Origin of the sequence: Kluyvera chengduensis (genome assembly GCF_044197065.1) — a bacterium.
Taxonomy (GTDB): Bacteria; Pseudomonadota; Gammaproteobacteria; order Enterobacterales; family Enterobacteriaceae; genus Kluyvera; species Kluyvera ascorbata_C.
Genome location: NZ_JBIQOI010000002.1, coordinates 82,603 through 107,362, shown reverse-complemented (window position 1 = coordinate 107,362; position 24,760 = coordinate 82,603). Strand labels below are relative to the sequence as shown.

Here is a 24,760-nt window from a genome sequence, read left to right as displayed (position 1 = left end):
AAAACGCCGGGGTTAATCCGGCGCGGCAATCAGATTCCTGACGTGCGTCAGCGCGCTTTCAAGCGGGGTTGAGCTACGGGCCATTTTGGCCTGTAGGTTGGCCCCTAACCACAGTGAGTAGAGCACCTGAGCTGTGGTTTCGGCTTCGCCGTTGAAATTCAGGCAGCCTTCACGGCGGCCATTTTCCAGCGCTTGCGCCAGCAGAGCCATAATCTGGCTGGCACCTTTATTCATTTCCGTGCGCATATCCTCTGAAAGATCGCACACTTCAGCAGAGAGCTTTACAGTCAGACAACCGCTGATAAGACCCTGCTGGCAAAACTGGGTGAGCGTGTGCTGGTAATAATCCAGCAGGCGGTCACGGTAGTTGCCTGCGCCTTGGATAAAGTGCTGCACCAGGCGTTGGTGATAATCGGCAAAATGCCGTTCCAGCATGGCGACGCCAAACGCCTCTTTTGAACGGAAATAGTGATAAAACGATCCCTTCGGCACTTCCGCCGTCTTCAGGAGTTCGCTAAGTCCCATCCCGGTAAACCCCCGGTGCATGCAAAGACGCTCGCCGGTAGCCAGAATGTGTTCACGGGTATCATGTTCAATCGATTTGCTCATGGAATGCACTGTAATAGACCGATTGGTCTAATGCAAATGAATTTTTGAAAATGAAGGTTTGCCCGCACGATGTGGCAGAAAAGTTGCGCCGCAATGATTAAACGTCTTCAATGAGAGTATAGCGAGATAAAAGGGGGCTAACGTGGCGGAGCAACTGGAGTTTTTCCCGGTTCAAAGTCCGTGCCGGGGAATTTGTCAGTCTGATGAGCGCGGATTTTGCCGTGGCTGTTTCCGCAGCCGCGATGAGCGTTTTAACTGGCAAAACATGAACGATGCGCAAAAACAGGAGGTGCTGCGGCTTTGTCGTCAGCGTCTGCTGCGTAAATTCCGCGCGGGTAAAGCGACGAGTTCTGAAGATCCTCAGCAGCCCTCACTGTTTTAAGCGTAAAACCGGGTATACTCAATTCAAATTATTTGTTGAGGAAGTCGTTATGGTTCAACGTATTACCCTGGCACCGCAGGGGCCGGAATTTTCACGTTTCGTCATGGGCTATTGGCGCTTGATGGAGTGGAATATGACGCCACGCCAGCTGGTGAGCTTTATTGAAGAGCATCTGGATCTCGGGGTGACAACCGTTGACCACGCTGATATCTACGGCGGCTACGCGTGCGAAGCCGCGTTTGGTGAAGCGCTGAAGCTGGCACCGCATCTGCGTGAAAGAATGGAGATTGTCACCAAGTGCGGTATCGCCACCACGGCGAAACCAGAACACGCGATTGGGCATTATATTACCGATCGCCATCATATTATTCACAGTGCCGAGCAGTCGCTGCGCAACTTGTCGACCGACGTGCTGGATCTGTTGCTGATCCATCGCCCTGACCCGCTAATGGATGCCGATGAAGTTGCTGAAGCGTTTTCTATGCTGCATCAGAGCGGCAAAGTGCGCCATTTCGGTGTCTCTAACTTTACCCCTGCGCAGTTTACGTTGCTGCAATCACGTCTGCCGTTTACCCTTGCCACCAACCAGGTGGAAATCTCGCCGGTTCATCAGCCGACGATTCTTGACGGTACGCTGGATCAGCTTCAACAGCTACGCATTCGCCCGATGGCCTGGTCCTGCCTCGGCGGCGGTCGTCTGTTTAATGACGATGCGTTCCAGCCGCTGCGCGATGAACTGGCCAAGGTAGCGAACGAGCTGAATGCTGGAAGTATTGAACAGGTGGTCTATGCGTGGGTGATGCGCTTGCCGTCTCAACCGCTGCCGCTGATTGGTTCCGGAAAAATTGAGCGAGTTCGCTCGGCTATCGTCGCGCAGTCACTGGATATGACCCGCCAACAGTGGTTCCGTATTCGTAAAGCGGCGCTGGGTTACGACGTTCCGTAATGTCTCAAATGCAGGCGGATATTCCGCCTGCATCCTTTCACTCACGCCGTCTTTTCGGTCAGCGTACCGGGAGGCGGTGCCGTTTCCAGCTGCGAAAGCGAACAGTATAACCGCCACAGAATGGAGGCCAGCTCGCGTGCTGCCGGCTGATGATGGTGCGCCAGCGTGTCACAAATTCGCTGTAGCTCCTGAAGGGTAGCGGCCAGCGGTCGCTGCTGAACCCCTCGTTCGCTCATGACATCGCGTAGCAGGCTGATACACATATCGCGAACCTGGGAGAGAGGGTCAGAACGGGCTTCCCAGGCGCGTAGCTGCCACACAACATGAGAGCAGTTCAGTAGTACAACACCCCAGCGCAGCAGCCAGCGACGAGCGGGTTCATCCTGGCTGGAGCTAAGCTGACTAACATGATGATAAACCAGCGATTCAAACTCGTGTTCGCGGTTCTCTGGGTGGCGACTTAGCTGGTCAACAAAGTGACGCCGTAACGCACGAATATGACGCCGACTTTTTCGTGCATCTGACCCAGGCGTCAACACGGCAAACGCCAGCCAGGCAAGGCCTACGCCGATGATTTTGGCCAGGTTATCGTTAAGAAAATCACCAAAGTTGTAAACCGGCGGATTTGTTACCGCGATAAACGACCCCATAAAGACAATAAGCGAACCCCAAAGCCTGGCCTGTTTCGGCATTTGCAGCTTGAGTAGCTGCATGGTGAGCAGCAGCGGGAAGAGGAACAGCATGAACTGCCAGAGGTCGCTGATTTGCACCATCAGGCCAAATTTCACGCCAAAGCTGAAAATAGACAGCAAAATAAGCGTGCGCATCAGCAGCGTCAGTGAACTGAACGGTGACGGCACGTTTGAGTAGAGCACGCAGCAGATAGCCGCGAGGGTTAACGCCGCCGCGCCCGATTCCCATTGCGTACTGATGCTCAACGCACCGACGCTGACCAGGGCAAAAAAGGTGCGGATACCGCTCCATGCTGCTTCTGCGTGGTCGGTGTGGCGCATCAATGCCGGGGCGGCTGGCACGGAGAATTCGGTCACCGCCGTGGCGTTCTCCAGCCGTTGTAGCCAGTGGCTGGTGGTGAGATAGAGACGACAGAAATAGCGTAAACGGTGCCAGAACGCGTGGTGGCGATAGTCCTGCGGGTCGCTCGGCGCCAGCGGCGCGATAATTCGCGCCACGGTGTAGGCATCACAGTCGGGTTTTGCCAGCGCTAGCAATAACGCTTCCAGCACCGGGCGGATGGTTTGCGGCGCGTCTGGCCAGTTCAGCATCAGGCGACGGAGGCTTGAGATAACGCTGGTTAAACGCAACTGCTGGTGAAGCAAATAGTTAAGCAGCGTGTTTTGCCGACGCAGACGATAGTGGCTCCAGAATGCCTGAATACGCAGCAGGTTCATGGTCAGGATCTGGCTGATAACGCTTTGGTGTGCGGTGCGGATAGCGTCGGTTGTAACCGGTTGCCACAGCAAACTGGCGTGCTCCAGCAATCGCGCATGCATATTTTTGAGCGCTGTTAGCAGGGCGCTGCCGTCGGATGTGCTGGGCAGAATCATCATCATCAGACCACCGCACAGAATACCGACAATTACCTCACAGACGCGTGCCTGTGCTATCTCCCACAGTTTAGTGGCATCGACCACATTAATAATAGGAAAGGCAATGATGGCGCAGGTATAGCCGGCAAGCTGGAAAGCGTAGGCGACGTTGTTGGTATACATCGCACATGCCCAGGTACAGAACGCCAGCCAGCCTGACATGGCAAAGAGAAATAGCCAGGGGTCAGTCAGGGTGTGACCAGCAATCACCAGCGCAGCGCAGGCGCCGAGCATACTGCCGGCAATACGTCCCAGGCTTTTACTGATAACGCCACCGACAGTCGGGAAACTGACCACTGCGGCAGAAGTCATCGCCCAGTAGGGTTCATCCAGGTTTAACCAATAGGCGATGCTTAGCGCCAGGCACATGGCGATGGCGTTACGCATGGCATAGCGCCACTGCGGTACGGTGGCCTTAACCCAAGGCAGTGACTTCCATGTCAAGGCGGATAGGGTCATTGCTTCCCGCCCGTGATAGAGACGGTGCAGGTAGTACCCGCAACCAATACGATGTCCGTAGGCAGTGCGTCTAATTCAATACGAACCGGTACGCGCTGGGCGAGGCGTACCCATGGAATGGTGGGTTTGATGTCGGCAACCAGCTTGCCGTCCGTTGCCAGGCTTTGGTCATGGATGGCTCGACCGATGCTGGAAACGTGACCCTGTAACTTTTTGTCATCACTGTACAGCACAACATCCGCACGGTCTCCTTCGCGAATATGCCGCAGTTTCGTCTCTTCAAAATAACCAACAACATAGAAGGAGTGGCTATCGATCAGCGCAAAGACCGGATGCCCGACCGTAGCGTAGTTGCCAATACGAGTCGTCAGATTCGTTACCCAACCGTCTACCGGGGCCTTGACCGTCGTTTGCGCAAGCTGCCAGCGGGCATGTTCCAGCTCTGCTTTTGCCGCATCAAAATTAGCTTGCGCCGCTTTCAAGGCGATATTCACGGTGTCGAGGTCTTCGGCGGAGATAAAATTCTGTGATAACCCACGGCGGCGTTCAACTTCATGGCTCGCACGGGAGAGATCTGATTGGGCTTTAGCGAGTTTCGCTTCGACGTTCATCACGGCGATTTTCCACGGCGTTGGGTCTATCTGGAACAGTTCGTCACCCGCTTTGACGAACTGGTTGTCTTTCACGTTAAGCGTGAGGATGCTACCGGAGACCTGCGGTGTAATATCGACCTGTTCAGCACGAATTTTGCCATCGCGCGTCCATGGCGACTGCATGTAGTAGTTCCAGACCAGCCAGCAGGCGATGATAGCCAAGGCAGCAATGAGTAGCGTAGAGAAATATTTTAATTTTTTCATTGGATTACATCACCACCAAACCAGAACCATCAGCGCAGCACAGACCGCGAGGGCAAAGAGAGAAAGATCCATTAACAGTGGATGCCAGATGTCACCGGCATACATCCAGTCGCGCAATAAACGGTGAATAATGAGCCAAAACAGGAAGCCAAGCAGCACAGCTTTAAATACAGGAGGAAAATAAATAGAAGCACCGACCATAAGGTCTTGTAGTGGGACTCCGGGGATGTGGAAAATCGACTTCACAAGCAGAAATCCTTTGCAATTGAAGAGTTATGGCTCGATAGTGTGTCGTGTTTTGACATAAAATCACATTATTTGAAACAGTGTAACTCAAGGATCTGGTTCGCGTGCACGTGGCAATTCATTTGTTTTGCTAATTTAAATACTGCACACTATTCTAAAATCAGTATAATAACTTAGCAAGCTAATTATAAGGAGATGAAATTGGAATCGCCATTAGGTTCTGATCTGGCACGGTTGGTGCGCATTTGGCGTGCTTTGATTGACCATCGCCTCAAACCTCTGGAACTCACGCAGACTCACTGGGTCACGCTGCATAATATTCATCAGCTACCGCCTGAGCAGTCGCAAATCCAACTGGCCAAAGCGATCGGCATCGAGCAGCCATCTTTGGTTCGTACACTCGATCAACTGGAAGAGAAAGGACTTATTTCTCGCCAGACCTGTGCGAACGACCGTCGTGCTAAACGCATTAAGTTAACTGAGAAAGCGGAACCGCTGATCCAGGAGATGGAAGCGGTGATTAGCCACACGCGGGGTGATATCCTGGCCGGGATTTCTGCTGAAGAGCTGGAGATGTTGACCACGCTCATTCGTAAACTCGAGCAGAATATCAACGAGCTACAATCTCGCGATTGATACTCAAAAAACCCGCGAAATTCGCGGGTTTTTCAATTCTTCGACTTATTCCCAGACGACGACCCGGTTTCGTCCCGCGGCTTTTGCGCGATACATCGCTTCATCGGCTCGTCTTACGCACTCCTCAACCGGTACCGATAGATCCACGGCGGTAAAGACCCCCATACTGATAGTAATGGACTCCGGCAACTGAGCATTGCTGCTGTGGATATCATGCTGGCTGATAGCAATACGAATACGTTCCGCAATTGAGCGTGCGACTTCTGGCGTGGTGTTGACCAGCAGTAGGGCAAATTCCTCACCGCCGATACGCGCGGCAACGTCATTTTGCCGCACCGAATCCTGCAGAACTTTCGCCACGAACTGAATCACCTTATCGCCCTGCAGGTGGCCATATTTGTCGTTGATGCGCTTGAAGTAGTCCAGATCGCTGACAATGACCGATACCGGATGTCCGTTGGCAATGGTCGGTCGCAGTGCGGTAAAGGAGTCATAAAAGTAGCTACGGTTGTAAAGCCGGGTTAATGGATCGCGGATGGAGTTTTGGTACGAGTTCTGATACTTCACGTTGGACTGGCGGTAGAGGGTGAAGACATCGCAAAACAGCACAAAGATCAGGAACAGCGTTGAGATGGTCTCAAACAGTCGCGCCTGGTACCAACTGTAACTGGCCGTGTCTTGCCCGGTCATCAGCACAAACATGGTAAAAATATAGCAGGCACAGAAGAAGGCTCCGCTATACCAGAAAATATTGCGCAGCTGTGTAACCAGTAAAATAATTATTAGGGTAATAACCCAAATAACAATAAGTACCCAACTGATGACGTCTTTCCATATCGTGGTATATTTAAATGTTAAATTATCAATAAAATTAACGCTCAGTAATGGGTCGTTGCTGGAATATAACCAGGCAAGCTCCATGATGATAGCGCAAAATATAACAATCCCACTAAGAATGAAAGCGTGAGTTTTACGAGAGTGCATGTCTCGTAGTTTAAACATGTAAAGAATGACAGAACTCATAAAAAGCGCTGCCATTAAAACGTTGCGAAATACATAAAAAATAAGAGCGTCATTATAATTCGTGTCAGTGACGCCGCCGCAGAGAAACCAATCGGGATAGCTCTTCAGCGTCCCTAGCATCAGCAGTGCTGAGCTGGCGAACGCGCAGGCGATAGGCATGAGGTAAAGCCGGCGTTTATCACACAAGTACTTCATGATCATAAACACAGCGATCATCGTGTGGAAAACCATCAGGAACATGGTCAATGTCGGAAACAATATCGGCGCAATGGCTGGGGCGTAGTTAATAATACTGTTGGAGAAATGGTTCAGGACAAGTGTCCCAATCATGGTGATGGTCAGATAAATCAAAAAGCGCTGTAGCGGAAATTTTATCAGCATATATGCATCCTATGTACGCAACGCGTAGTGCGCGCCGGGCATCCGGCCCTTTATGCTAGAAGTGTAATGGATAAACTGTCAGGAAATATTGTCCGCGCGCAAATAATACATAAGCTAAATAGCTTTTATGTATTCATGTGGCGAATTAAATAGGTGGGTGTAATAATGTACAGAGAATCAGTGAATGAAAGGTACGCGGCCAGGTGGCCACGTACCCAGAGTGGGGTTTAGCGCGGAGAAACGGTAACCTGGCTGCCGTTGCTCGCCATCACGACACGCTGGCCTGCGGAGAAGCGGGTATCACCCTGTTTCTGCACAACCATGATCGTGTTACCGTCATCTTTACGAATTTCCAGTTCAACGCCCTGGGTTTTGTTCATCGCACCCTGAACGCCCTGGCCAGCTACGCCACCGGCAACTGCGCCCGCTGCGGTTGCCAGCGAACGACCGGTACCGCCACCAACGGTGTTACCCAGGAAGCCACCCAGAACTGCACCGCCGATCGCACCAATCACGTTGTTTTCGTCGCCGCCCTGAATTTGCACAGGACGTACGTGGACGATGGTACCGTAGGTCACGTTCTGGACCTGTTTCGCTTCGGATGCAGAGTAAACATCGCCTGACAGGCCACTGTTACTGACACATCCAGCCAGGGATAAACCAATCATTGAAACAGCCAATACGCGTAACATCATTTTTGAATCTCCAGTTCAATAAGAATTGCTCTTAAGAGCATCCGTACTAAGCAATTATATGGTATTTGATTCGAGCGGTCATATATTCTGCATTTAATAATAAAAAGAATAATCCATCATGGCTTAACCAAGGTTAAACGCAAGGGAAACTATGCTGTATGCCCAGAGAAGGAACGATGACGTATATTGTTAAAAAGTATTATTAGTTAATAGCATTAAGTGTCACTTTATGATGGAGTGTTGACTTTGCATAGATGACTAAGGATGTCATATGAAATCCGGGCGATATATTGGCGTGATGTCAGGAACCAGCCTTGATGGCGTAGATGTGGTTCTGGCGGCGATTGACGAAAGCAGGGTTGCCCAGCTTGCTAGCCTCACCTGGCCCATTCCTGTTGCACTTAAAGAGGCGGTTCTCGCTATCTGTCAGGGGCAGCCGTTGACGCTTTCACAACTGGGTCAGCTCGACAATCGGTTAGGGAATTTGTTTGCTGATGCTGTTATGGCGCTAATGAATCAGGAGCGGCTTGAGGGTCACGATATTGTTGCGATTGGTTGCCATGGGCAAACGGTGTGGCATGAACCAACGGGCGAAGTGCCGCATACCATGCAGATAGGCGACAACAATATTATCGCTGCGCGCACGGGCGTTAGCGTGGTTGGCGATTTTCGCCGCCGCGATATGGCGCTGGGGGGGCAGGGTGCTCCGCTGGTTCCGGCATTCCATCAGGCTCTGCTGGCGCACCCGGATGAACGTCGCATGATCCTCAATATTGGCGGTATTGCCAATCTCTCGCTACTGGTGCCCGGAATGCCGGTGCGCGGCTTTGATACGGGGCCGGGCAATATGCTGATGGATGCCTGGATCTGGCGCAACCTGGGTAAGCCGTACGATAAAGATGCCCTGTGGGCCAACGAAGGGAAAGTCATTTTGCCGCTGCTGCAGGATATGCTGAGCGACCCGTATTTTGCAGCGCCAGCGCCTAAAAGCACGGGCCGCGAATACTTCAATTATGGCTGGCTGGCGCAGTATCTGGCGCGCTACCCGGGTTTGCGCGCGCAGGATGTCCAGGCGACGCTGACTGAGCTTACCGCTGTCACCATCAGCGAACAGGTGATGTTAAGCGGCGGCTGCGAGCGGCTGCTGGTCTGCGGTGGCGGAAGCCGCAACCCTCTGATTATGGCTCGTCTGGCAGGGCTGCTGGCTGGCACAGAAGTGGCAACGACCGACGAATACGGCATCAGCGGCGACGACATGGAAGCGCTGGCGTTCGCCTGGCTTGCCTGGCGAACCGTTGCCGGGCTCCCGGGAAATTTACCCTCGGTGACCGGCGCATCGCAGGCGACCGTACTCGGGGCGATTTTTCCCGCAAATCCCCAGCATAATCAGAGTTAACTGACATCTTCTTTTACAGTGGGCCGGTAGACTTAAGCTGAACGGGAGTGTGACAATCGCTCCTTGACCAGGAATGTCGAAAGGCCCAAAACAATGAAAAAACTACTTATCGTTGCTCTCCCTTTTATGCTCGCTGGCTGCAGTGCGTACAATCAGTTTATGGAACGCATGCAGACCGACACGCTGGAATACCAGTGTGAGGAAAAACCGCTGACCGTGCAGCTCAACAATCAGCGCCAGCAGGTGAGCTTTATCTATGACAACCAGCAACTGAATCTCCAGCAGGGGATCTCCGCGTCGGGCGCTCGCTATACCGACGGGATCTACGTATTCTGGTCGAAAGGCAACGAAGCGACTGTCTACAAACGCGACCACATCGTGTTGAATAACTGCCAGTTACAAAACCCCAAGCGTTGAGATTTTCAGGCGGGCGGCGCACAATAACGCCACCCGTTGACTACTCTCTTAAACGCCATGTCTGATAACGACGATCTGCAACAAATCGCGCATCTGCGCCGTGAGTATACCCGTGGCGGCTTACGTCGCCACGACCTTCCTGCTGAACCGCTGCCCCTGTTCGAACGCTGGTTACGCCAGGCCTGTGATGCCAGACTTGCCGATCCTACGGCAATGGTGGTTGCCACGGTTGATGAAAACGGTCAGCCGTACCAGCGTATCGTTCTATTGAAGCACTATGACGAAAAAGGGCTGGTTTTCTACACTAACCTTGGAAGCCGTAAGGCGCATCAACTTGAGAACAATCCGCGCATCAGCCTGCTATTCCCGTGGCATATGCTGGAGCGTCAGGTGATGGTTATCGGCAAAGCTGAACGCCTGTCGACGCTGGAAGTGGTGAAATATTTCCATAGCCGCCCACGTGACAGCCAGATTGGCGCCTGGGTATCAAAGCAGTCCAGTCGCATCTCGGCGCGCGGTATCCTCGAAAGCAAGTTTATGGAACTGAAACAGAAATTCCAGCAGGGTGAAGTCCCGCTACCGAGTTTCTGGGGTGGTTTCCGTGTCTCCATTGAGCAGATGGAGTTCTGGCAGGGTGGCGAGCACCGTCTGCACGATCGTTTTTTGTACCAGCGCGACGCGGATGCCTGGAAAATCGACCGTTTGGCACCGTAAACCCCGAAATTTGTTGTTTTAAGCGCTAGCGCTGAATGCGTCAGCGCTTTATTCTATAGAGCTTTCGCGTCTGGCGAAAAGTCGTGTACCGGCAAAGGTGCAGTCGGATATAGATGGAGAATTTGATGGCAAGCAGTAACTTGATTAAACAACTGCAAGAGCGGGGGCTAGTCGCCCAGGTAACGGACGAGGTAGCGTTAGCAGAGCGACTGGCGCAAGGCCCGATCGCGCTCTATTGCGGCTTCGATCCTACCGCTGACAGCTTGCATTTGGGGCATCTTGTTCCTTTGTTATGCCTGAAACGCTTCCAGGAGGCAGGGCATAAGCCTGTTGCACTGGTCGGCGGCGCAACCGGTCTGATTGGCGACCCAAGCTTTAAAGCGGCCGAGCGTAAACTGAATACCGAAGATACCGTGCAGGAGTGGGTGGATAAAATCCGCAAACAGGTGGCACCGTTCCTCGATTTCGACTGCGGCGATAACTCGGCTATCGCGGCCAACAACTATGATTGGTTTGGCGGCATGAACGTGCTGACCTTCCTGCGTGACATCGGCAAACACTTCTCTGTTAACCAGATGATCAACAAAGAAGCGGTGAAACAGCGTCTTAATCGTGACGATCAGGGCATCTCCTTCACCGAGTTTTCCTACAACCTGCTGCAAGGCTATGACTTTGCCTGCCTGAACAAGCTGCACGGCGTGGCGCTGCAAATTGGCGGTTCCGACCAGTGGGGTAACATCACCTCCGGTATCGACCTGACCCGTCGTCTGCATCAGAATCAAGTGTTCGGTCTGACCGTTCCGCTGATCACTAAAGCTGACGGCACTAAGTTCGGTAAGACCGAGGGCGGCGCAGTCTGGCTGGATCCGAAGAAAACCAGCCCGTACAAATTCTACCAGTTCTGGATCAACACCGCGGATGCCGATGTTTATCGCTTCCTGAAGTTCTTCACCTTTATGGACATTGAAGAGATTAATGCCCTGGAAGAAGAAGACAAAAACAGCGGTAAAGCACCTCGCGCCCAGTATGTGCTGGCCGAGCAGGTGACTCGTCTGGTGCACGGCGAAGAAGGTCTGGTAGCTGCAAAACGCATCACCGACAGCCTGTTCAGTGGTTCACTGAGCGCGCTGAGCGAAGCAGACTTCGAACAGCTGGCGCAGGACGGCGTGCCGATGGTTGAGATGGATAAAGGTGCCGACCTGATGCAGGCGCTGGTGGACGCCGAACTGCAGCCGTCTCGCGGCCAGGCGCGTAAAACCATCGCCTCTAACGCGGTCACCATCAACGGTCAAAAACAGGCTGACCCGGAATATTTCTTCCAGGATAGCGATATTCTCTTCGGTCGTTACACCCTGTTACGCCGTGGTAAGAAAAATTACTGTTTGATCTGCTGGAAGTAATATTCCGAAACGAGGGGGCGTGGGAAACTACGCCCCCTTCTTTTTTGTCGTTTGAGTAGAGCTAATGAACAACATCCTCGCCATTCAATCTCACGTCGTTTTTGGGCATGCGGGCAATAGCGCCGCGGAGTTTCCTATGCGCCGCCTTGGTGCAAACGTCTGGCCGCTGAATACGGTACAGTTCTCCAACCATACCCAGTATGGTCAGTGGACGGGCTGTGTGATGCCGCCAGCGCATCTGACAGAGATTGTGCAGGGCATTGCGGCTATCGATCAGCTGAAACGCTGTGACGCGGTGCTGAGCGGCTATCTGGGCTCTGCGGAGCAGGGGGAGCATATTCTTGGCATCGTGCGCCAGGTTAAAGCGGCAAACCCACAGGCGAAGTTTTTCTGTGACCCGGTTATGGGGCACCCGGAAAAAGGCTGTATCGTGGCACCGGGCGTGGCGGAGTTCCATAAGCGCTATGCTATGCCAGCCAGCGATATTATTGCGCCAAACCTGATTGAGCTGGAAATTCTCGCCGGTCGCGACGTGAAGGATGTCGCTGATGCGGTGCTGGCCGCGCGTGAGCTGATTGCCCAGGGGCCGGAAATCGTGCTGGTGAAACATCTGGCGCGCGCAGGCTACAGTCAGGACCGTTTTGAGATGCTGTTGGTGACGGCGGATGAAGCCTGGCATATCAGCCGTCCACTGATCGACTTTGGCGCGCGTCACCCGGTGGGCGTTGGCGATGTGACCAGCGGTCTGCTGCTGGTTAAGCTGCTACAGGGGGCGACGCTTCGCGATGCGCTGGAGCACGTAACTGCGGCGGTGTATGAGATTATGGTGACGACGAAAGAGATGGGTGAGTATGAGTTGCAGGTAGTGGCGGCGCAGGATCGTATTGCGAAGCCAGTGCATTGTTTTAGCGCGACTCAGCTGTAAACTTTTCGTTCGGCGCCGTTCCCGGCGTCGCGAAGCTCGGCCGGGCTACCACTAATTTGTAGCCCGGCCGAGGTGCGAAGCGCCGACTCCGGGGAGCCAGCGCACCGATATTACTTCAGACCTTCAGCCGTCATGGCTGCCGCAACCGCTGGACGCGCCGCAACGCGTTCCATGTAGGCCGCAATATTTTTGTATCCCGCCATTTCCAGCTTCACAGCAAACGCCCAGCGCAGCACGGTAAACAGATAGGCATCGGCAATAGTAAAGCGTGAGCCGCTGATCCACTGTGCATGCGCCAGTGATTCATCGATATAAGCCAGCTTTTTATCCAGCAGTGCGCGCACCGTTGGTTTGTACTCTTCCGGAGTATCAGGACGGAACAGCGGCGTAAAGCCTTTGTGCAGCTCTGTCGCGATGTAGTTCAGCCATTCCAGCGTTCTGTAACGATTGATGCTGCCAACCGGTGCCAGCAGCTGGCGGTCCGCAACGCTATCGGCGATGTACTGCATGATAGCCACGCCTTCCGTCAGCAGAGTGTTATCGTCCAGTAGCAGGGCAGGAACCTGGCCTTTTGGGTTGACCTTCAGGAAATCGTCACCGTTTTCCATGCGTTTTTGCATCAGATCGACGCCGATAAGCGAGAAGTCCTTTCCGCTCTCCCGCAGGGTGATGTGCGATGCAAGGGAACAGGCGCCGGGTTTGTAGAACAATTTCATGGGTAACTCCTTCAGACTTGGTTATTTTTGTTTTCCCGCGGCGGAAGGGCAGCCGAGGGATATGGAGGTATGTTAGTGCCTGAAGCGATAAAAAAAAAGCCGCTAACAGAAGTTAGCGGCCTAAATATTTATCCGTTTCCCGATGACGTTATACGGAAGCGACTTTACCGTCAGCAGCAGGTTTTGCGTCGTCCTGAGTCATACGGTTCAGTTTCGGCGCGGTCAGCAGCATAAGCACGGCGATAACGGCCGTTGCCACACCAATCTGCAGGAATACGTGGCCATAAATGTCCAGGGACATCAGTGGGTCGGTCACGTTTTCTGGAACCGCCATCATGCCTGCAACATAACCACCGATGATGTTTGCACCGGCAGTTGTCAGGAACCAGCTACCCATGATGAAGCCCATCAGACGTTGTGGAACCAGCTGTGCCACCATCGCCAGACCCAGACCAGAAATCATCAGTTCACCGATGCTCTGCAGGCCGTAGCTGATGATCAGCCAGTTAACGGAAACGATACCCGCGTCGGAAGCGAACTTAGCGCCCAGCGGCAGTACCAGGAAGGCACCGGAGCACAGCACCATACCAATCGCGAACTTAGTTGGCATTGGCAGGTTGTCGCCCATCTTGTTATAGATAGCGGCCAGAATTGGGCTACCGATGATGATCCAGAATGGGTTCAGTGCCTGATACTGTTCCGGTTCGAACGCGATACCCAGAATGGAGTGCTCAACGTTACGAATCGCGAAGAAGTTCAGAGAGGTCGGCATCTGGCTGTACAACACGAAGAAGATAATCGCTTCCAGCATCAGAATGAACGCCACGATCATTTTACGACGCGGCGCACCGCTCATTGCGAAGGTTTCTTTACCAAAGATGAACACGATACCCAGTGCAATCACGCCCAGAACCATACGTGCGATGCCCTGGTTGTGCAGCAGCCAGGTCGCTACGGCTACCAGAACCACCACGCCGACAATGGTCAGCAGCAGGTTACGATAGTTAACCGGCTCAAAGTCTGGCTTGGAACCGTACTGTTTAACCCAACGTTGGCAGAATGCGAAGTTCACAACGGTAATCAGCATACCGACAACGCTCAGCGCGAACGCGGTGCTCCAGCCGTATTTAGCAGCCAGCCACGGGGTTGCCAGCATAGAGAAGAACGAACCGATGTTGACGGACATGTAGTACATGGTGAATGCACCGTCCAGACGCGGGTCGTCTTTTGCATAGCAGGTAGAGAGCAGGGAAGACGGGTTAGCTTTAAACAGGCCATTACCCACGGCGATTGCCGCCATACCCATATAAACGATGCCTGCATCGTGACCCGACCACGCGACCAGCGCATAGCCGATAGCCAGTACCACAGCACCCAGCATAATCACGCGTTTCGTACCCAGTACTTTGTCGCCCAGCCAGCCGCCGATAGCAACCAGACCGTAAACTAATGCACTAAAGGAAGAGAACAGAGTGATGGAATCTGCTTCTGACATACCCAGTTGTTTAACCAGGTAAACGGCCATAATGCCTTGCAGGCCGTAGAAACCGAAACGCTCCCATAACTCGATAGAGAAGATGAGATAGAACGCTTTAGGTTGTTTGAAAGCGTTCAAACTTACGCTTTCAGTTGGTTTATTGTTTGCAGTAGACACATATACCTCTTATTTACATCCCATTCTAATGGGGGGTGTACTGGGCGGAGTGCTCATTGGCATCCACCTTATAGTTATTCTGGAGGGAAACGGGAAGTAATGTTCACTATCCTGCGCTTTCAGACAAGGCCTTTGCAATACTCTGTTACAAATAAAAAGAGTGGAATAATTAACCAGACATATAAATGTTATTTAGCGTTAAATTTTACGCTTTAAATTTAAGCGGTTTTTTATTCTGAAGAAGAGGGGAGAAAACCGGAATTTAACGATATCTTCTGCTGATCGCGCTTTCATATAGTGATATAGGCTGGATTCTGAAAAATAACTGGATGATCATATTGTGCGTTACGGAGGATTCATCCTAATGATGTAAGCGAATTGCTGGTAAAGAAACATAAATGCAACATCATGTTGTGGTGATGATCTGGTCAGTTTTTGTATAGAAAATTTTAGCAGTGATGACCTGTTTAATCTGTAAAAGCATTATATAGGCGTGAGAAATGCCAAAAAATGAATAAATAGATAGGATTAAAAGCGGTTTAGTCATTCAGAGGGACGCGGCAGGCAGACTTGCCAAACCGCGAAATAGGGTCTACAGCTCGACTTTCTCTTTAAATTCACAGAGATCTTCAATAATACAAGATCCGCAACGTGGCTTGCGGGCGATGCAGGTGTAGCGTCCATGTAAGATGAGCCAGTGGTGACAGTCGACCTTAAATTCGGCGGGTACGACTTTCAGCAGCTTCTCTTCTACCTGTTCTACGTTCTTTCCTGGGGCAAACTGCGTGCGGTTGCAGACGCGGAAGATGTGGGTATCGACGGCAATGGTCGGCCAGCCAAATGCAGTGTTCAGCACCACGTTAGCGGTTTTACGCCCGACGCCAGGGAGAGCCTCAAGCGCTGCCCGGTCTTCAGGAACCTCACCGTCGTGCAGTTCCAGCAGCATGCGGCAGGTCTTGATAACGTTTTCCGCTTTGCTGTTGAACAGGCCAATCGTCTTGATGTACGCCTTCACGCCATCGACGCCCAAATCGAGCATCGCCTGCGGTGTATTCGCCACCGGGTAGAGTTTGGCGGTCGCTTTGTTCACGCTAACGTCCGTTGCCTGTGCGGAGAGCAAAACCGCAATCAGTAATTCGAACGGCGAAGTGAAGTTGAGTTCGGTGGTCGGGTGCGGGTTGTTGTCCCGAAGCCGGGTTAATATTTCCAGACGTTTGGTTTTGTTCATCAGGCCTTCTCTGCCCCATCCACGTTCACGCTTTCGGCAGTGGCGGCCTGCTGAGCATGACGTTTCTTAGTCCGTTCATCGATAAGATATTTGATAGCCAGTAGCATTCCCAGACCGATAAATGCGCCTGGCGGCAGCATCGCCAGCAAGAAAGGAGTATCGGTATGGAAGACTTCGATTCGTAGCACTTTTGCCCAGTTGCCGAGCAGCCCGTCAGCGCCGTCGAACAGCGTCCCGTTGCCGAGTAGCTCACGAATGGAGCCCAGCACGAACATCGTGCAGGTTGCGCCCATACCGATAGCAAAGCCATCCAGCGCGGAGAGCGCCGGGCCTTTCTTCGCGGCAAAGGCTTCCGCACGTCCTACCACGATACAGTTGGTGACGATAAGCGGAATAAAGATCCCGAGCGACTGATACAGACCAAATGCATAGGCGTTAATCAGCATCTGTACGGCGCTGACCACCGAGGCAATGATCATGACGTAAATAGGAATACGAATTTCCGCTGGCGTCCAGCGACGCAGGCTGGAGATAGCCAGGTTGGTGAGCGTCAATACCAGCGTCGTGGCAAGGCCCAAACCAAGGGCGTTGGTCGCGGTCGAGGTGACCGCCAGCAGCGGGCACATCCCCAAAAGCTGAACCAGTGCGGAGTTATTTTTCCAGAGCCCCTGGACAATAACCTCTTTAACCTCGCTCATCGTTTACTCTCCACAGGCTTGCAGTTGTGACAGTTGATCGGGCAGCGTTTGTGCATACAGCCCCGCGCGTTTTACCGCGTTCACCACCGCACGAGGGGTGATGGTCGCCCCAGTGAACTGGTCGAACTGGCCGCCGTCTTTCTTCACCGCCCACTGGCTATCGTTCGCGCCGTCGATTTTTTTCCCGGCGAAGAAGGTTATCCAGTCAGACAGGCGAAGCTCAATTTTATCGCCGAGCCCCGGGGTTTCATGGTGCTCGGTTACGCGGGTGCCGAGTACGGTACCGTTAAAATCGGCTCCGACCAACAACTGAATGGCGCCAGAATAGCCGTCTGGTGCGGTGGCTTCGAGTACGGCGCCGACCGGCTTATCGTCCTGACGAGCGATATAGACCTTATGTGTGCCTTTGCCAAGCTCCGCGGCTTCGACCACAAAGCAGCTCTTCAGCAGGTCATTATTATAGCTGCTCGGCGGTATGACCTGTTGGAACAGGGCGTTTTGCTGCTTTTCGGCCTGGTCGTCGATGGTGTGCTTGGTCAACTGGTTGATTGCCGCCGTCAGCCCGGTAGAACCGGCTGCGAACAGCGCCAGCGTGACACCGTGTTTACGCATGGTATTTAACATGTGAATCCTCAGCGGTGTCCGTAAACGCGCGGGCGCGTGTAGTAATCAATCAGCGGTACGGTGATGTTGGCTAACAGCACGGCAAACGCCACGCCATCCGGATACCCGCCAAAACTACGGATTAACCACACCAGAAGACCAGCCAGCGCGCCAAAAATCAGACGACCACGGTTGGTGGTTGACGCGGTCACCGGGTCGGTCAGGATAAAGAACGCGCCCAACATGGTGGCACCAGAGAGCAGGTGCATCTGCGGCGAGGCGACGCTTTCCGGGTGGAACAGCCAGCCGAGCGTGGAGCAGACGGCCAGGCTCACCAGGAAACTCACCGGGATATGCCAGCGAATCGCTTTCTGCCACAGCAGGAACAGACCGCCAACCAGGTAGGCGACGTTGACCCATTGCCATCCCGCTCCCGCAAGCGCACCGTGATAAATTGACGATTTCAGGATCTCATCTACCGGATGTCCGGCATGAAGCGATGTTTTGAAGGTATCGAGTGGCGTGGCCTGGCTGATGCCATCAACGCCCATCTTCAAGGCATTCATATCCTGACCCGCCGCCGTATGGCCGCTGAAAATAACGTGGATAGCATCCATAAAGCCAGGCGCCGTGGCGGCGATATCGTGCGGCGGCAACCATGACGTCATCTGCACAGGGAAGGAGATCAGCAGCACAACATAACCAATCATGGCCGGGTTGAACGGGTTCTGCCCCAGCCCACCATAAAGCTGCTTGGCGATAATAACGGCAAACACGGTGCCTAATACCACCATCCACCACGGCGCCAGCGGCGGAATACTGATAGCCAGTAGCAGGCCGGTCAGCAACGCAGAGTTATCGGCAAGCGTCTGGCCGATATTTTGTTTGCGAAGACGAAGCACCAGTGACTCAGCAAGCCAGGCGGCCAGTATAGCCACCACTAGTTGAATGACGGTTCCCCAGCCAAAAAACCAGCTCTGGACCACAATGCCCGGCAGGGCGGCGATAACCACCAGCAGCATAATCCGCGATGTCTGGCGGTGATTGTGGGTATAAGGGGAACTTGCGATTTTGAAAACCATTTAATCCTCGTTAACGGCCTGAGCGGCTTTCCTGGCTTGAACACGGGCAATAGCAGCGGCAACGGCGGCTTTGCGTGGGTCGTCGTTGGCGGCAGGCTCGCTGATATCCTGTTGGGCTGCCTTGCGCGCTTTGGCGCGCGCAATCGCCGCTTCGACGGCTGCCTTACGCGGGTCGATGGCTGCTTCAGCGGCAGCGGGTTCAACCGGGGCTGGCTCGGCTGCCTTACGCGGGTCGATGGCCGCTTCAGCGGCAGTGGGCTCAACCGGAGCTTGCTCGGCTGCCTTGCGTGCTTTGGCGCGGGCAATAGCCGCTTCGACGGCCGCTTTACGCGGGTCGACGGTGGTATCTACGGCAGTTGCTCCCACGCCAGCGGGTTGTTCCGTTTTACGTGCCTTAGCACGTGCAATGGCGGCTTCTACCGCGGCTTTACGCGGGTCAGCGGTTTCTGCCGTTGCCTGCTGTTTTTCGGCCTGTGCCGCGCGCGCCTGCGCTTTACGCGCTTCTCGTGCGGCGGCAACCGCGCTATTGTCTGGCTGTGCCCCAGCCTGAATCACAATAGGCTGAGCGGCCTGCTGCTGTTTTTCACGAACACGAGCAAGCGCGGCGTGAATGGCGTCCTGATCTTTGGCCGCTGGCTGAACGGCAGCTTTTTTATGGCGCTCTTCGCGGGCGGCTTTCTCGCGTTCCAGACGCTGTTGACGAGCTTCAAAGCGCGCTTTGGCTTCTGCCGCTCGCTGCTCTTCCTGGCGGATGGCGCTAATTTCAGCCTTCTCCTGGCGGAAATACTGCACCAGCGGGATGCTGCTTGGGCAGACCCAGGCACAGGCTCCGCACTCGATGCAGTCAGAAAGATTGTGTGCCGTCGCTTTATCGTGCTGCTGGCCTTTGCTGAACCAGTAAAGCTGCTGTGGCAGTAAATCTGCTGGGCAGGCATCGGCACAGGCGCTGCAACGAATGCAGCCTTTCTCTTCTTCTGGCTCACCCATTTCGGCAGCAGAAGGTGCCAGCAGACAGTTGGTGATTTTCACCACCGGCACGTCAAGCCAGGGCAGGGTAAAGCCCATCAGCGGGCCGCCCATAATCACCATTTGATCGCTGGTTGGGCAAAAATCGGCGTGTTTGAGCAGATGCTGAACCGGTGTCCCCAGACGCGCCCAGACGTTGCCCGGCTTGCCGACGGACTCACCGGTTAGCGTAACCACGCGTTCGGTCAGCGGCTCGCCATCAATGACCGCACGTTTTACGGCGTAAGCGGTACCGACGTTTTGCATCAGTACGCCGATGTCTGATGAACGACCACCGTGTGGAACCTGTTTGCCGGTGAGAATTTGCGTCAGCTGTTTCGCGCCGCCAGAAGGGTATTTCGTCGGGATAACGCGAAGATTAATACCATGAGTGTCTGCCAGCACCGCGCGCATCATTGAGATAGCCTGCGGTTTATTATCTTCAATCCCTATCAGTACCTGCTGCGGCTGAAGAATGTGCGCAAGGATCTGAATGCCTTCGACGATCTGCGCAGCGCAATCCTGCATCAATCGGTCGTCGGCGGTGATGTACGGTTCGCACTCGGCGGCGTTGATTATCAGCGTGGTAATTTTGTCACCACCGCCGCGCAGTTTGTTACCCGTCGGGAAACCCGCGCCGCCTAAACCGGCCACGCCAGACTGATGAATACGTTCTATGAGCGCTTCGCGACTGTGATTTTTGTAATCACTCCAGCTGTCACGGTTAATCCAGCGGTCTTCGCCGTCAGCTTCGATAATGACGCTCATTTCCGGCAGGGCGGAAGGATGCGCGGTAGCATGAGGCTCAATCGCAACGATGGTCCCGGAGGTGGGCGCGTGGACCGGCAGCATACGTCCCCAGCCGCGCGTTAACGGCTGACCGCGGAGCACGCGATCGCCTGGCTTCACGCTGAGTTCACCTTCTGCGCCAATATGCTGCTTCAACGGAATAACAAAACGCTGAGCAAGGGGAACCTGGCGCAGCGGCGTGCCGTTAGACTGGGTTTTCATTTCGGGCGGGTGAATACCGCCGTCGAAATCCCAGATTTTGTCTTTTTTGAAGGCGGAGAATAGCTTAAGCATGGTGTTCCACAGGAATAATTCGTACCGGGATGGTGTGCAGATCCCATTTCCAGCTGTCGGTTGTCGTCTCTACGGGACGTAACTCAATACACTGCGTCGGGCAAGGTGCGACGCACAGGTTACAGCCGGTGCACAGGTCGCTGACCACCGTATGCATCGCTCGCGTCGCGCCAATAATGGCGTCTACCGGGCAAGCCTGAATGCATTTGGTACAACCGATACAGTTATTTTCATCGATAATGGCGAGCATACGCGCGGGCTCTGCTGCATTTTCATCGCCGCCAATCGGCTGCGGATCAACGTTGAGCAGCGTGGCGATTTTCAGCATCACGGCTTCGCCGCCGGGTGCGCAGCAGTTAATTTTTTCACCGTTGCTGACCGCTTCCGCATACGGGCGACAGCCCGGGTAGCCGCACTGGCCGCACTGGCTCTGTGGCAGCAGTTCATCAATTTTTTCTACAACCGGGTCATCCTCAACGGCGAAACGTCGTGAGGCGTAACCCAGAATGACGCCAAAAATCAGCCCCAACAGGCTGATTGCAGCGACAGCAATCCAGAAGGTCATCATTACAACTTCACCAGCCCACTAAAGCCCATAAAGGCTAATGACATTAAACCTGCGGTGATCAACGCAATGGCGTTGCCCTTGAAGGGCGCGGGAACGTCGGATACCACCAGACGTTCGCGAATAGAGGCGAACAGCACCATGACCAGCGAAAACCCGACGGCTGCTGAGAAACCGTACAGCGCGGATTGCAGGAAGTTATGGCCGAGGTTGATGTTCAACAGCGCCACGCCGAGTACGGCGCAGTTAGTCGTAATGAGCGGCAGAAAAATACCCAGCAGGCGATAGAGCGCCGGGCTGGTTTTCCGCACCACCATTTCGGTGAACTGGACCACCACGGCAATAACCAGAATAAATGCCAGCGTGCGTAGGTAAACCAAATCCAGCGGGATCAGTATCCAGGTGTCAATCAGCCAGGCGCAGATAGAGGCCAGCGTCATCACGAAGGTGGTTGCCAGGCCCATCCCCATCGCGGTTTCCAGTTTTTTGGAAACCCCCATGAAAGGGCATAGCCCCAGGAACTTCACCAGGACGAAGTTATTTACCAGAACGGTACCGATAAAGAGCAATAAATAGTCAGTCATCTTTCGACCTGTAACAAAAAAGCCACCTATTATCTGATAAAGTGCCGCGGGCGACAACAGGCTAAGTGTGGGGTTATTACGCGTGCGTAAAGGTGCGTTTTACCCGCTGCGAGCGTTTGAAATACGGCACAATCAACGCCGCCGCAAGTAGCGGAAGCAACAGTTGACGTACGGCAAGGTCGTCAGAAATCGGGGAAAAGGCGAAAGCTTTAACCGCCAGCAGCACACCGATCATCAGCCAGATAATGTAGTGTTTCGGTACGTTGTGGCGACGCTTGAAGAAGGCGATAGTCAGCCACAGCGTGTAATAACACATGGCAATAAACGACAGGAAGGACAGGGCGAGCAACGTGATATTCGCAGCCCCCATCTCTTTAACCAGCCCCAGCGTTTGTGGTGTCAGTAGCACATAGCCAAATTTGATAAGCGTCAGGCAGATGCTTATTAACTGAACGATAAGCCAGGCCAGCGGGCCAAGCAGCCATCCGCCAATACGTTCTGCAGAATTATCTGACATTGTGTCTCCTGAAAATCAGCGCCAGTGAAGAGAGAAAAATACAGGCCGAGGAGTATAAGCAACTGGCGCTCTGGAAAAAACTACTATTGCACAAATCGCCAAACGGATTTTGGCACCTGGCCAACATCATACAGCCGACCGCCGGATACCAGCTCTGCTCGACGGTGGTCGGCGGCACGATACATATTGATAAGTTCTTCAGTGTTGGTCAGCGAATAGTTAAGGTGATCGTAGAGTTTTTCAAGGTTATCCAATGAACTGACTTTGCGGAATTTCAATAAATAATCCAAAACGGTCATTTGTAGGTATCCATTTATAATGTTAAGGCTCACCGAACAACGTGTTTAAAGCAGCCAGGAAGGCTGATACGCGAAGCGGTTAATAGAGTTTGTACTGCTAATAGGTGTTTCGACATCCGTTTTTATCGAGCGTTCAGTGCAGATGACTAAACCTCAGCAGGATAGCCTGGATTATTTGGGTTATAGGCGGGAATTACAATAACAGAAAATGTGCTTATTGATTTTGAGCCAGAAAAAGCGATTTTTTATGCAATCAGGGCGCGTTGCCGCACCCTGATTTTAAGGGAAATTAACGATTTTCGCCGCGGCTGGCAATCACGTCTTTATACCAGAAGAAGCTTTTCTTACGTTTGCGCGCCAGATTTTGCTTATGGTCGACGTAGACAAAGCCATACTGTTTTTTGTATCCGTTGAGCCAGCTCAGCAGATCGATAAACGACCACGGATAATAACCTCGAACGTCGGCTCCCAACGCAATGGCTTTTTCCAGCGCTTCTATGTGCACGCGTAAGAAATCGATGCGTGGGGTGTCGACCACTTCGCCATCGACGATAGGATCGACTGCGCCCAGACCGTTCTCGGTAATATAAATAGGAATATCACCGTAGCGTTCTTTGATCATCATAATGCCGTCGGTTAACCCCTGCGGCCAGATTTCCCAGCCCCATTCAGTGTAAACACTCTGCGGATTGCGCACGAAATAGAAGAGCCCTTCAACACCTTGCTCACCGCTGACTTTCTCTACCGGCGGTGTGGCAGAGACGGTTTCACGACGATAGTAGTTCAGGCCGATAAAATCACAGCGGTTGTTACGCAGTAATTCGTCATCACCCGGAGCAAAGCGCGGCACACCCCACAGGGCCTGGGATTGGGCCAGCAGTTCGTCAGGGTAGCGGCCTTTTAGCACCGGGTCGTAGAGCCAGTGAGTATGGATGGCGTCCGCCAGCGCCGTCGCCGCTTTATCTTCTGGGCTATCGGTCAGCGGTGAATGCGGTTGCAGTACGTTAACAAAGCCAATTTCGCCTTTGATTTGCATCCCTCGGAAGGCTTTAACCGCCAGCGCATGGGCAATAAATACGTGGTGACAGGCCTGAATGGCGCGAGCCGGGTTGCGGACTGAAGGCGGGTGGCTACCGGTAATGTAACCGTGACCAATAAAGACGATGGTTTCATTAAACGTCGCCCATTTCTGGACGCGTGAGCCAAAGCGGGCATAGCACAGTCGCGCATATTCTTCGAAGGCTTCTGCCGTTGAGCGGGCTTCCCAGCCGCCTTCATCCTGCAACGCCTGCGGGAGGTCCCAATGATAAAGGGTAATCATTGGCTCAATATTATGTGCTAACAGGTCATCAATCAGATCGCTGTAAAACTTCACGCCCGCTTCATTTATCTCGCCACGGCCGTTTGGCAGCAGACGAGGCCACGAGATAGAGAAACGGTAGCTTTGCAGCCCCATTTCGGCCATGAGCTGGACGTCTTCTTTTACGCGATGGTAGTGATCAACGGCGATATCGCCGTTCGTACCCTGATAGGTTGTCCCTGGCTGGTGGGAGAAAATATCCCAGATAGACGGGCCTTTACCGTCTTCATCGTGTGCACCTTCAACCTGGTACGCTGCGGTAGCAGCACCCCAGAGGAAATTTGGGGGAAAAGCAGACATAAAACACTCCTTACCTGTGTGATATCACGAGTGTAAAGAGTGAGATTAAGCTGTGCAACCGGTTTCAGAAACCGGTTCCATAGATGAGATCCGAATCACTTTTTCAAGAAGAAGGGGTGACGGTTTTTTGCAGCGTGGCAGTAGCCGGTTCAGGTGGCTGATAGTTATCAATGTGGTGGGCCACAATCAACAGCAGAACGGAGAAGCCCAGAATAATCCAACCAATTAATTCAACAATACGAGTCAATACGGAATTCATGAAATTAGCTAACAGTCCATTGAGAAAATAATGCCAGAGCAAGATCTTAGCGTGCTGGCGTCACAACGCAAGTTTTCAGCCGAATCGTTTCGACAGGTGGTGTTTATTTCATCA

Annotated in this window: 27 protein-coding genes; 8 read left to right on the top strand and 19 right to left on the bottom strand. The window is 53.3% G+C overall.

Annotation, left to right across the window (positions count from 1 at the left end; translation table 11 throughout):
• Nucleotides 1-12 precede the first annotated feature (12 nt).
• Nucleotides 13-609 carry a TetR/AcrR family transcriptional regulator gene (locus tag ACH1XZ_RS06105; protein WP_395594804.1) on the bottom strand — a complete coding sequence of 199 codons (597 nt, stop codon included), beginning with the start codon at nucleotides 607-609 and terminating at the stop codon, nucleotides 13-15.
• 142 nt (nucleotides 610-751) lie between these two features.
• On the opposite strand from ACH1XZ_RS06105, the gene ACH1XZ_RS06100 reads away from it, so the two are divergent.
• Together ACH1XZ_RS06100 and ACH1XZ_RS06095 are read left to right on the top strand one after the other, a co-directional pair.
• Nucleotides 752-991, top strand: a complete 240-nt coding sequence (locus ACH1XZ_RS06100) for a DUF1289 domain-containing protein (protein ID WP_395594803.1) — start codon at nucleotides 752-754, stop codon at nucleotides 989-991.
• Nucleotides 992-1,040: 49 nt separating this feature from the next.
• Entirely contained in the window at nucleotides 1,041-1,937 is an 897-nt protein-coding gene (locus tag ACH1XZ_RS06095; protein ID WP_395594802.1) for an aldo/keto reductase, read from the top strand.
• Between the two features lie 41 nt (nucleotides 1,938-1,978).
• Here the strand turns inward: ACH1XZ_RS06095 and ACH1XZ_RS06090 are convergent, their stop codons facing one another.
• The 3 genes from ACH1XZ_RS06090 to ACH1XZ_RS06080 are packed head-to-tail and all read right to left on the bottom strand — an operon-like array spanning nucleotide 1,979 to nucleotide 5,061.
• Nucleotides 1,979-4,003: an FUSC family protein gene (locus ACH1XZ_RS06090; RefSeq protein ID WP_395594801.1), complete on the bottom strand. Its 2,025-nt coding sequence runs from the start codon at nucleotides 4,001-4,003 to the stop codon at nucleotides 1,979-1,981.
• The gene (locus ACH1XZ_RS06085; RefSeq protein WP_395594800.1) at nucleotides 4,000-4,860 is read right to left on the bottom strand and encodes an efflux RND transporter periplasmic adaptor subunit; all 861 of its coding nucleotides are present in this window, start codon (nucleotides 4,858-4,860) and stop codon (nucleotides 4,000-4,002) included. The genes ACH1XZ_RS06090 and ACH1XZ_RS06085 overlap by 4 nt, the downstream gene beginning before the upstream one ends.
• Nucleotides 4,861-4,869: 9 nt before the next feature.
• On the bottom strand, nucleotides 4,870-5,061 hold the full coding sequence (locus ACH1XZ_RS06080) for a DUF1656 domain-containing protein (protein WP_395595558.1): 192 nt from the start codon (nucleotides 5,059-5,061) through the stop codon (nucleotides 4,870-4,872).
• Between the two features lie 240 nt (nucleotides 5,062-5,301).
• Here ACH1XZ_RS06080 and slyA point away from each other — a divergent pair, with 240 nt between their 5' ends.
• Complete coding sequence (slyA, locus tag ACH1XZ_RS06075; RefSeq protein WP_395594799.1) at nucleotides 5,302-5,742, top strand: transcriptional regulator SlyA; 441 nt, start codon at nucleotides 5,302-5,304, stop codon at nucleotides 5,740-5,742.
• Nucleotides 5,743-5,787: 45 nt separating this feature from the next.
• Here slyA and ACH1XZ_RS06070 read toward each other — a convergent pair whose 3' ends face one another.
• Both ACH1XZ_RS06070 and slyB read right to left on the bottom strand, forming a co-directional pair.
• Complete coding sequence (locus ACH1XZ_RS06070) at nucleotides 5,788-7,146, bottom strand: MASE4 domain-containing protein (RefSeq protein WP_395594798.1); 1,359 nt, start codon at nucleotides 7,144-7,146, stop codon at nucleotides 5,788-5,790.
• Between the two features lie 227 nt (nucleotides 7,147-7,373).
• Entirely contained in the window at nucleotides 7,374-7,841 is a 468-nt protein-coding gene (gene slyB / locus ACH1XZ_RS06065; protein ID WP_035896287.1) for an outer membrane lipoprotein SlyB, read from the bottom strand.
• 271 nt (nucleotides 7,842-8,112) lie between these two features.
• On the opposite strand from slyB, the gene anmK reads away from it, so the two are divergent.
• The 5 genes from anmK (at nucleotide 8,113) to pdxY (ending at nucleotide 12,693) form a co-directional block, all read left to right on the top strand.
• Entirely contained in the window at nucleotides 8,113-9,237 is a 1,125-nt protein-coding gene (gene anmK / locus ACH1XZ_RS06060; RefSeq protein ID WP_395594797.1) for an anhydro-N-acetylmuramic acid kinase, read from the top strand.
• Nucleotides 9,238-9,330: 93 nt separating this feature from the next.
• Complete coding sequence (gene mliC / locus ACH1XZ_RS06055; RefSeq protein WP_395594796.1) at nucleotides 9,331-9,654, top strand: C-type lysozyme inhibitor; 324 nt, start codon at nucleotides 9,331-9,333, stop codon at nucleotides 9,652-9,654.
• A gap of 57 nt (nucleotides 9,655-9,711) precedes the next feature.
• Nucleotides 9,712-10,368: a pyridoxamine 5'-phosphate oxidase gene (gene pdxH, locus ACH1XZ_RS06050; RefSeq protein ID WP_035897054.1), complete on the top strand. Its 657-nt coding sequence runs from the start codon at nucleotides 9,712-9,714 to the stop codon at nucleotides 10,366-10,368.
• Between the two features lie 125 nt (nucleotides 10,369-10,493).
• Nucleotides 10,494-11,768, top strand: a complete 1,275-nt coding sequence (gene tyrS / locus ACH1XZ_RS06045) for a tyrosine--tRNA ligase (RefSeq protein ID WP_395594795.1) — start codon at nucleotides 10,494-10,496, stop codon at nucleotides 11,766-11,768.
• A gap of 64 nt (nucleotides 11,769-11,832) precedes the next feature.
• Nucleotides 11,833-12,693 (top strand): pyridoxal kinase PdxY, encoded by an 861-nt coding sequence (gene pdxY / locus ACH1XZ_RS06040; RefSeq protein WP_123650422.1) that lies wholly within the window; start codon nucleotides 11,833-11,835, stop codon nucleotides 12,691-12,693.
• 110 nt (nucleotides 12,694-12,803) lie between these two features.
• Here the strand turns inward: pdxY and gstA are convergent, their stop codons facing one another.
• The 13 genes from gstA to blr form a co-directional block, all read right to left on the bottom strand.
• Complete coding sequence (gene gstA / locus ACH1XZ_RS06035) at nucleotides 12,804-13,409, bottom strand: glutathione transferase GstA (protein ID WP_395594794.1); 606 nt, start codon at nucleotides 13,407-13,409, stop codon at nucleotides 12,804-12,806.
• A gap of 148 nt (nucleotides 13,410-13,557) precedes the next feature.
• Nucleotides 13,558-15,063 carry a dipeptide/tripeptide permease DtpA gene (gene dtpA, locus ACH1XZ_RS06030; RefSeq protein WP_395594793.1) on the bottom strand — a complete coding sequence of 502 codons (1,506 nt, stop codon included), beginning with the start codon at nucleotides 15,061-15,063 and terminating at the stop codon, nucleotides 13,558-13,560.
• A gap of 592 nt (nucleotides 15,064-15,655) precedes the next feature.
• On the bottom strand, nucleotides 15,656-16,291 hold the full coding sequence (gene nth, locus ACH1XZ_RS06025; RefSeq protein ID WP_395594792.1) for an endonuclease III: 636 nt from the start codon (nucleotides 16,289-16,291) through the stop codon (nucleotides 15,656-15,658).
• Nucleotides 16,291-16,989, bottom strand: a complete 699-nt coding sequence (locus ACH1XZ_RS06020; RefSeq protein WP_395594791.1) for an electron transport complex subunit E — start codon at nucleotides 16,987-16,989, stop codon at nucleotides 16,291-16,293. Before ACH1XZ_RS06020 ends, nth begins: the two co-directional genes overlap by 1 nt.
• A 3-nt stretch (nucleotides 16,990-16,992) precedes the next feature.
• Nucleotides 16,993-17,613, bottom strand: coding sequence for an electron transport complex subunit RsxG (rsxG, locus tag ACH1XZ_RS06015; protein ID WP_395594790.1), 621 nt, complete (start codon nucleotides 17,611-17,613; stop codon nucleotides 16,993-16,995).
• Between the two features lie 8 nt (nucleotides 17,614-17,621).
• Nucleotides 17,622-18,674 (bottom strand): electron transport complex subunit RsxD, encoded by a 1,053-nt coding sequence (gene rsxD / locus ACH1XZ_RS06010; RefSeq protein WP_395594789.1) that lies wholly within the window; start codon nucleotides 18,672-18,674, stop codon nucleotides 17,622-17,624.
• Nucleotides 18,675-20,762: an electron transport complex subunit RsxC gene (gene rsxC / locus ACH1XZ_RS06005; protein WP_395594788.1), complete on the bottom strand. Its 2,088-nt coding sequence runs from the start codon at nucleotides 20,760-20,762 to the stop codon at nucleotides 18,675-18,677.
• The gene (gene rsxB, locus ACH1XZ_RS06000; RefSeq protein ID WP_395594787.1) at nucleotides 20,755-21,330 is read right to left on the bottom strand and encodes an electron transport complex subunit RsxB; all 576 of its coding nucleotides are present in this window, start codon (nucleotides 21,328-21,330) and stop codon (nucleotides 20,755-20,757) included. The genes rsxC and rsxB overlap by 8 nt, the downstream gene beginning before the upstream one ends.
• Entirely contained in the window at nucleotides 21,330-21,911 is a 582-nt protein-coding gene (gene rsxA / locus ACH1XZ_RS05995) for an electron transport complex subunit RsxA (RefSeq protein WP_035896786.1), read from the bottom strand. Before rsxA ends, rsxB begins: the two co-directional genes overlap by 1 nt.
• Before the next feature lie 76 nt (nucleotides 21,912-21,987).
• Nucleotides 21,988-22,428, bottom strand: a complete 441-nt coding sequence (locus ACH1XZ_RS05990) for a DUF2569 domain-containing protein (RefSeq protein WP_395594786.1) — start codon at nucleotides 22,426-22,428, stop codon at nucleotides 21,988-21,990.
• An 83-nt stretch (nucleotides 22,429-22,511) separates the two neighbouring features.
• Nucleotides 22,512-22,727: a transcription modulator YdgT gene (gene ydgT / locus ACH1XZ_RS05985; RefSeq protein WP_123650417.1), complete on the bottom strand. Its 216-nt coding sequence runs from the start codon at nucleotides 22,725-22,727 to the stop codon at nucleotides 22,512-22,514.
• Between the two features lie 289 nt (nucleotides 22,728-23,016).
• The gene (locus tag ACH1XZ_RS05980) at nucleotides 23,017-24,387 is read right to left on the bottom strand and encodes a GH1 family beta-glucosidase (protein WP_395594785.1); all 1,371 of its coding nucleotides are present in this window, start codon (nucleotides 24,385-24,387) and stop codon (nucleotides 23,017-23,019) included.
• Nucleotides 24,388-24,490: 103 nt separating this feature from the next.
• Nucleotides 24,491-24,646, bottom strand: a complete 156-nt coding sequence (gene blr / locus ACH1XZ_RS05975) for a division septum protein Blr (RefSeq protein WP_395594784.1) — start codon at nucleotides 24,644-24,646, stop codon at nucleotides 24,491-24,493.
• Nucleotides 24,647-24,760: the final 114 nt, after the last annotated feature.

Coding starts and splice junctions, on each gene's coding strand:
- anmK (WP_395594797.1), top strand. CDS start 8,113: ATGAAATCCGGGCGATATATTGGCGTGATGTCAGGAACCAGCCTTGAT.
- blr (WP_395594784.1), bottom strand. CDS start 24,646: ATGAATTCCGTATTGACTCGTATTGTTGAATTAATTGGTTGGATTATT.
- mliC (WP_395594796.1), top strand. CDS start 9,331: ATGAAAAAACTACTTATCGTTGCTCTCCCTTTTATGCTCGCTGGCTGC.
- rsxC (WP_395594788.1), bottom strand. CDS start 20,762: ATGCTTAAGCTATTCTCCGCCTTCAAAAAAGACAAAATCTGGGATTTC.
- ydgT (WP_123650417.1), bottom strand. CDS start 22,727: ATGACCGTTTTGGATTATTTATTGAAATTCCGCAAAGTCAGTTCATTG.
- pdxH (WP_035897054.1), top strand. CDS start 9,712: ATGTCTGATAACGACGATCTGCAACAAATCGCGCATCTGCGCCGTGAG.
- ACH1XZ_RS05990 (WP_395594786.1), bottom strand. CDS start 22,428: ATGTCAGATAATTCTGCAGAACGTATTGGCGGATGGCTGCTTGGCCCG.
- ACH1XZ_RS06070 (WP_395594798.1), bottom strand. CDS start 7,146: ATGCTGATAAAATTTCCGCTACAGCGCTTTTTGATTTATCTGACCATC.
- gstA (WP_395594794.1), bottom strand. CDS start 13,409: ATGAAATTGTTCTACAAACCCGGCGCCTGTTCCCTTGCATCGCACATC.
- slyA (WP_395594799.1), top strand. CDS start 5,302: ATGAAATTGGAATCGCCATTAGGTTCTGATCTGGCACGGTTGGTGCGC.
- ACH1XZ_RS06090 (WP_395594801.1), bottom strand. CDS start 4,003: ATGACCCTATCCGCCTTGACATGGAAGTCACTGCCTTGGGTTAAGGCC.
- ACH1XZ_RS06080 (WP_395595558.1), bottom strand. CDS start 5,061: ATGGTCGGTGCTTCTATTTATTTTCCTCCTGTATTTAAAGCTGTGCTG.
- ACH1XZ_RS06095 (WP_395594802.1), top strand. CDS start 1,041: ATGGTTCAACGTATTACCCTGGCACCGCAGGGGCCGGAATTTTCACGT.
- tyrS (WP_395594795.1), top strand. CDS start 10,494: ATGGCAAGCAGTAACTTGATTAAACAACTGCAAGAGCGGGGGCTAGTC.
- rsxG (WP_395594790.1), bottom strand. CDS start 17,613: ATGTTAAATACCATGCGTAAACACGGTGTCACGCTGGCGCTGTTCGCA.
- ACH1XZ_RS06105 (WP_395594804.1), bottom strand. CDS start 609: ATGAGCAAATCGATTGAACATGATACCCGTGAACACATTCTGGCTACC.
- rsxD (WP_395594789.1), bottom strand. CDS start 18,674: ATGGTTTTCAAAATCGCAAGTTCCCCTTATACCCACAATCACCGCCAG.
- ACH1XZ_RS06085 (WP_395594800.1), bottom strand. CDS start 4,860: ATGAAAAAATTAAAATATTTCTCTACGCTACTCATTGCTGCCTTGGCT.
- pdxY (WP_123650422.1), top strand. CDS start 11,833: ATGAACAACATCCTCGCCATTCAATCTCACGTCGTTTTTGGGCATGCG.
- rsxB (WP_395594787.1), bottom strand. CDS start 21,330: ATGATGACCTTCTGGATTGCTGTCGCTGCAATCAGCCTGTTGGGGCTG.
- ACH1XZ_RS06020 (WP_395594791.1), bottom strand. CDS start 16,989: ATGAGCGAGGTTAAAGAGGTTATTGTCCAGGGGCTCTGGAAAAATAAC.
- ACH1XZ_RS05980 (WP_395594785.1), bottom strand. CDS start 24,387: ATGTCTGCTTTTCCCCCAAATTTCCTCTGGGGTGCTGCTACCGCAGCG.
- rsxA (WP_035896786.1), bottom strand. CDS start 21,911: ATGACTGACTATTTATTGCTCTTTATCGGTACCGTTCTGGTAAATAAC.
- slyB (WP_035896287.1), bottom strand. CDS start 7,841: ATGATGTTACGCGTATTGGCTGTTTCAATGATTGGTTTATCCCTGGCT.
- nth (WP_395594792.1), bottom strand. CDS start 16,291: ATGAACAAAACCAAACGTCTGGAAATATTAACCCGGCTTCGGGACAAC.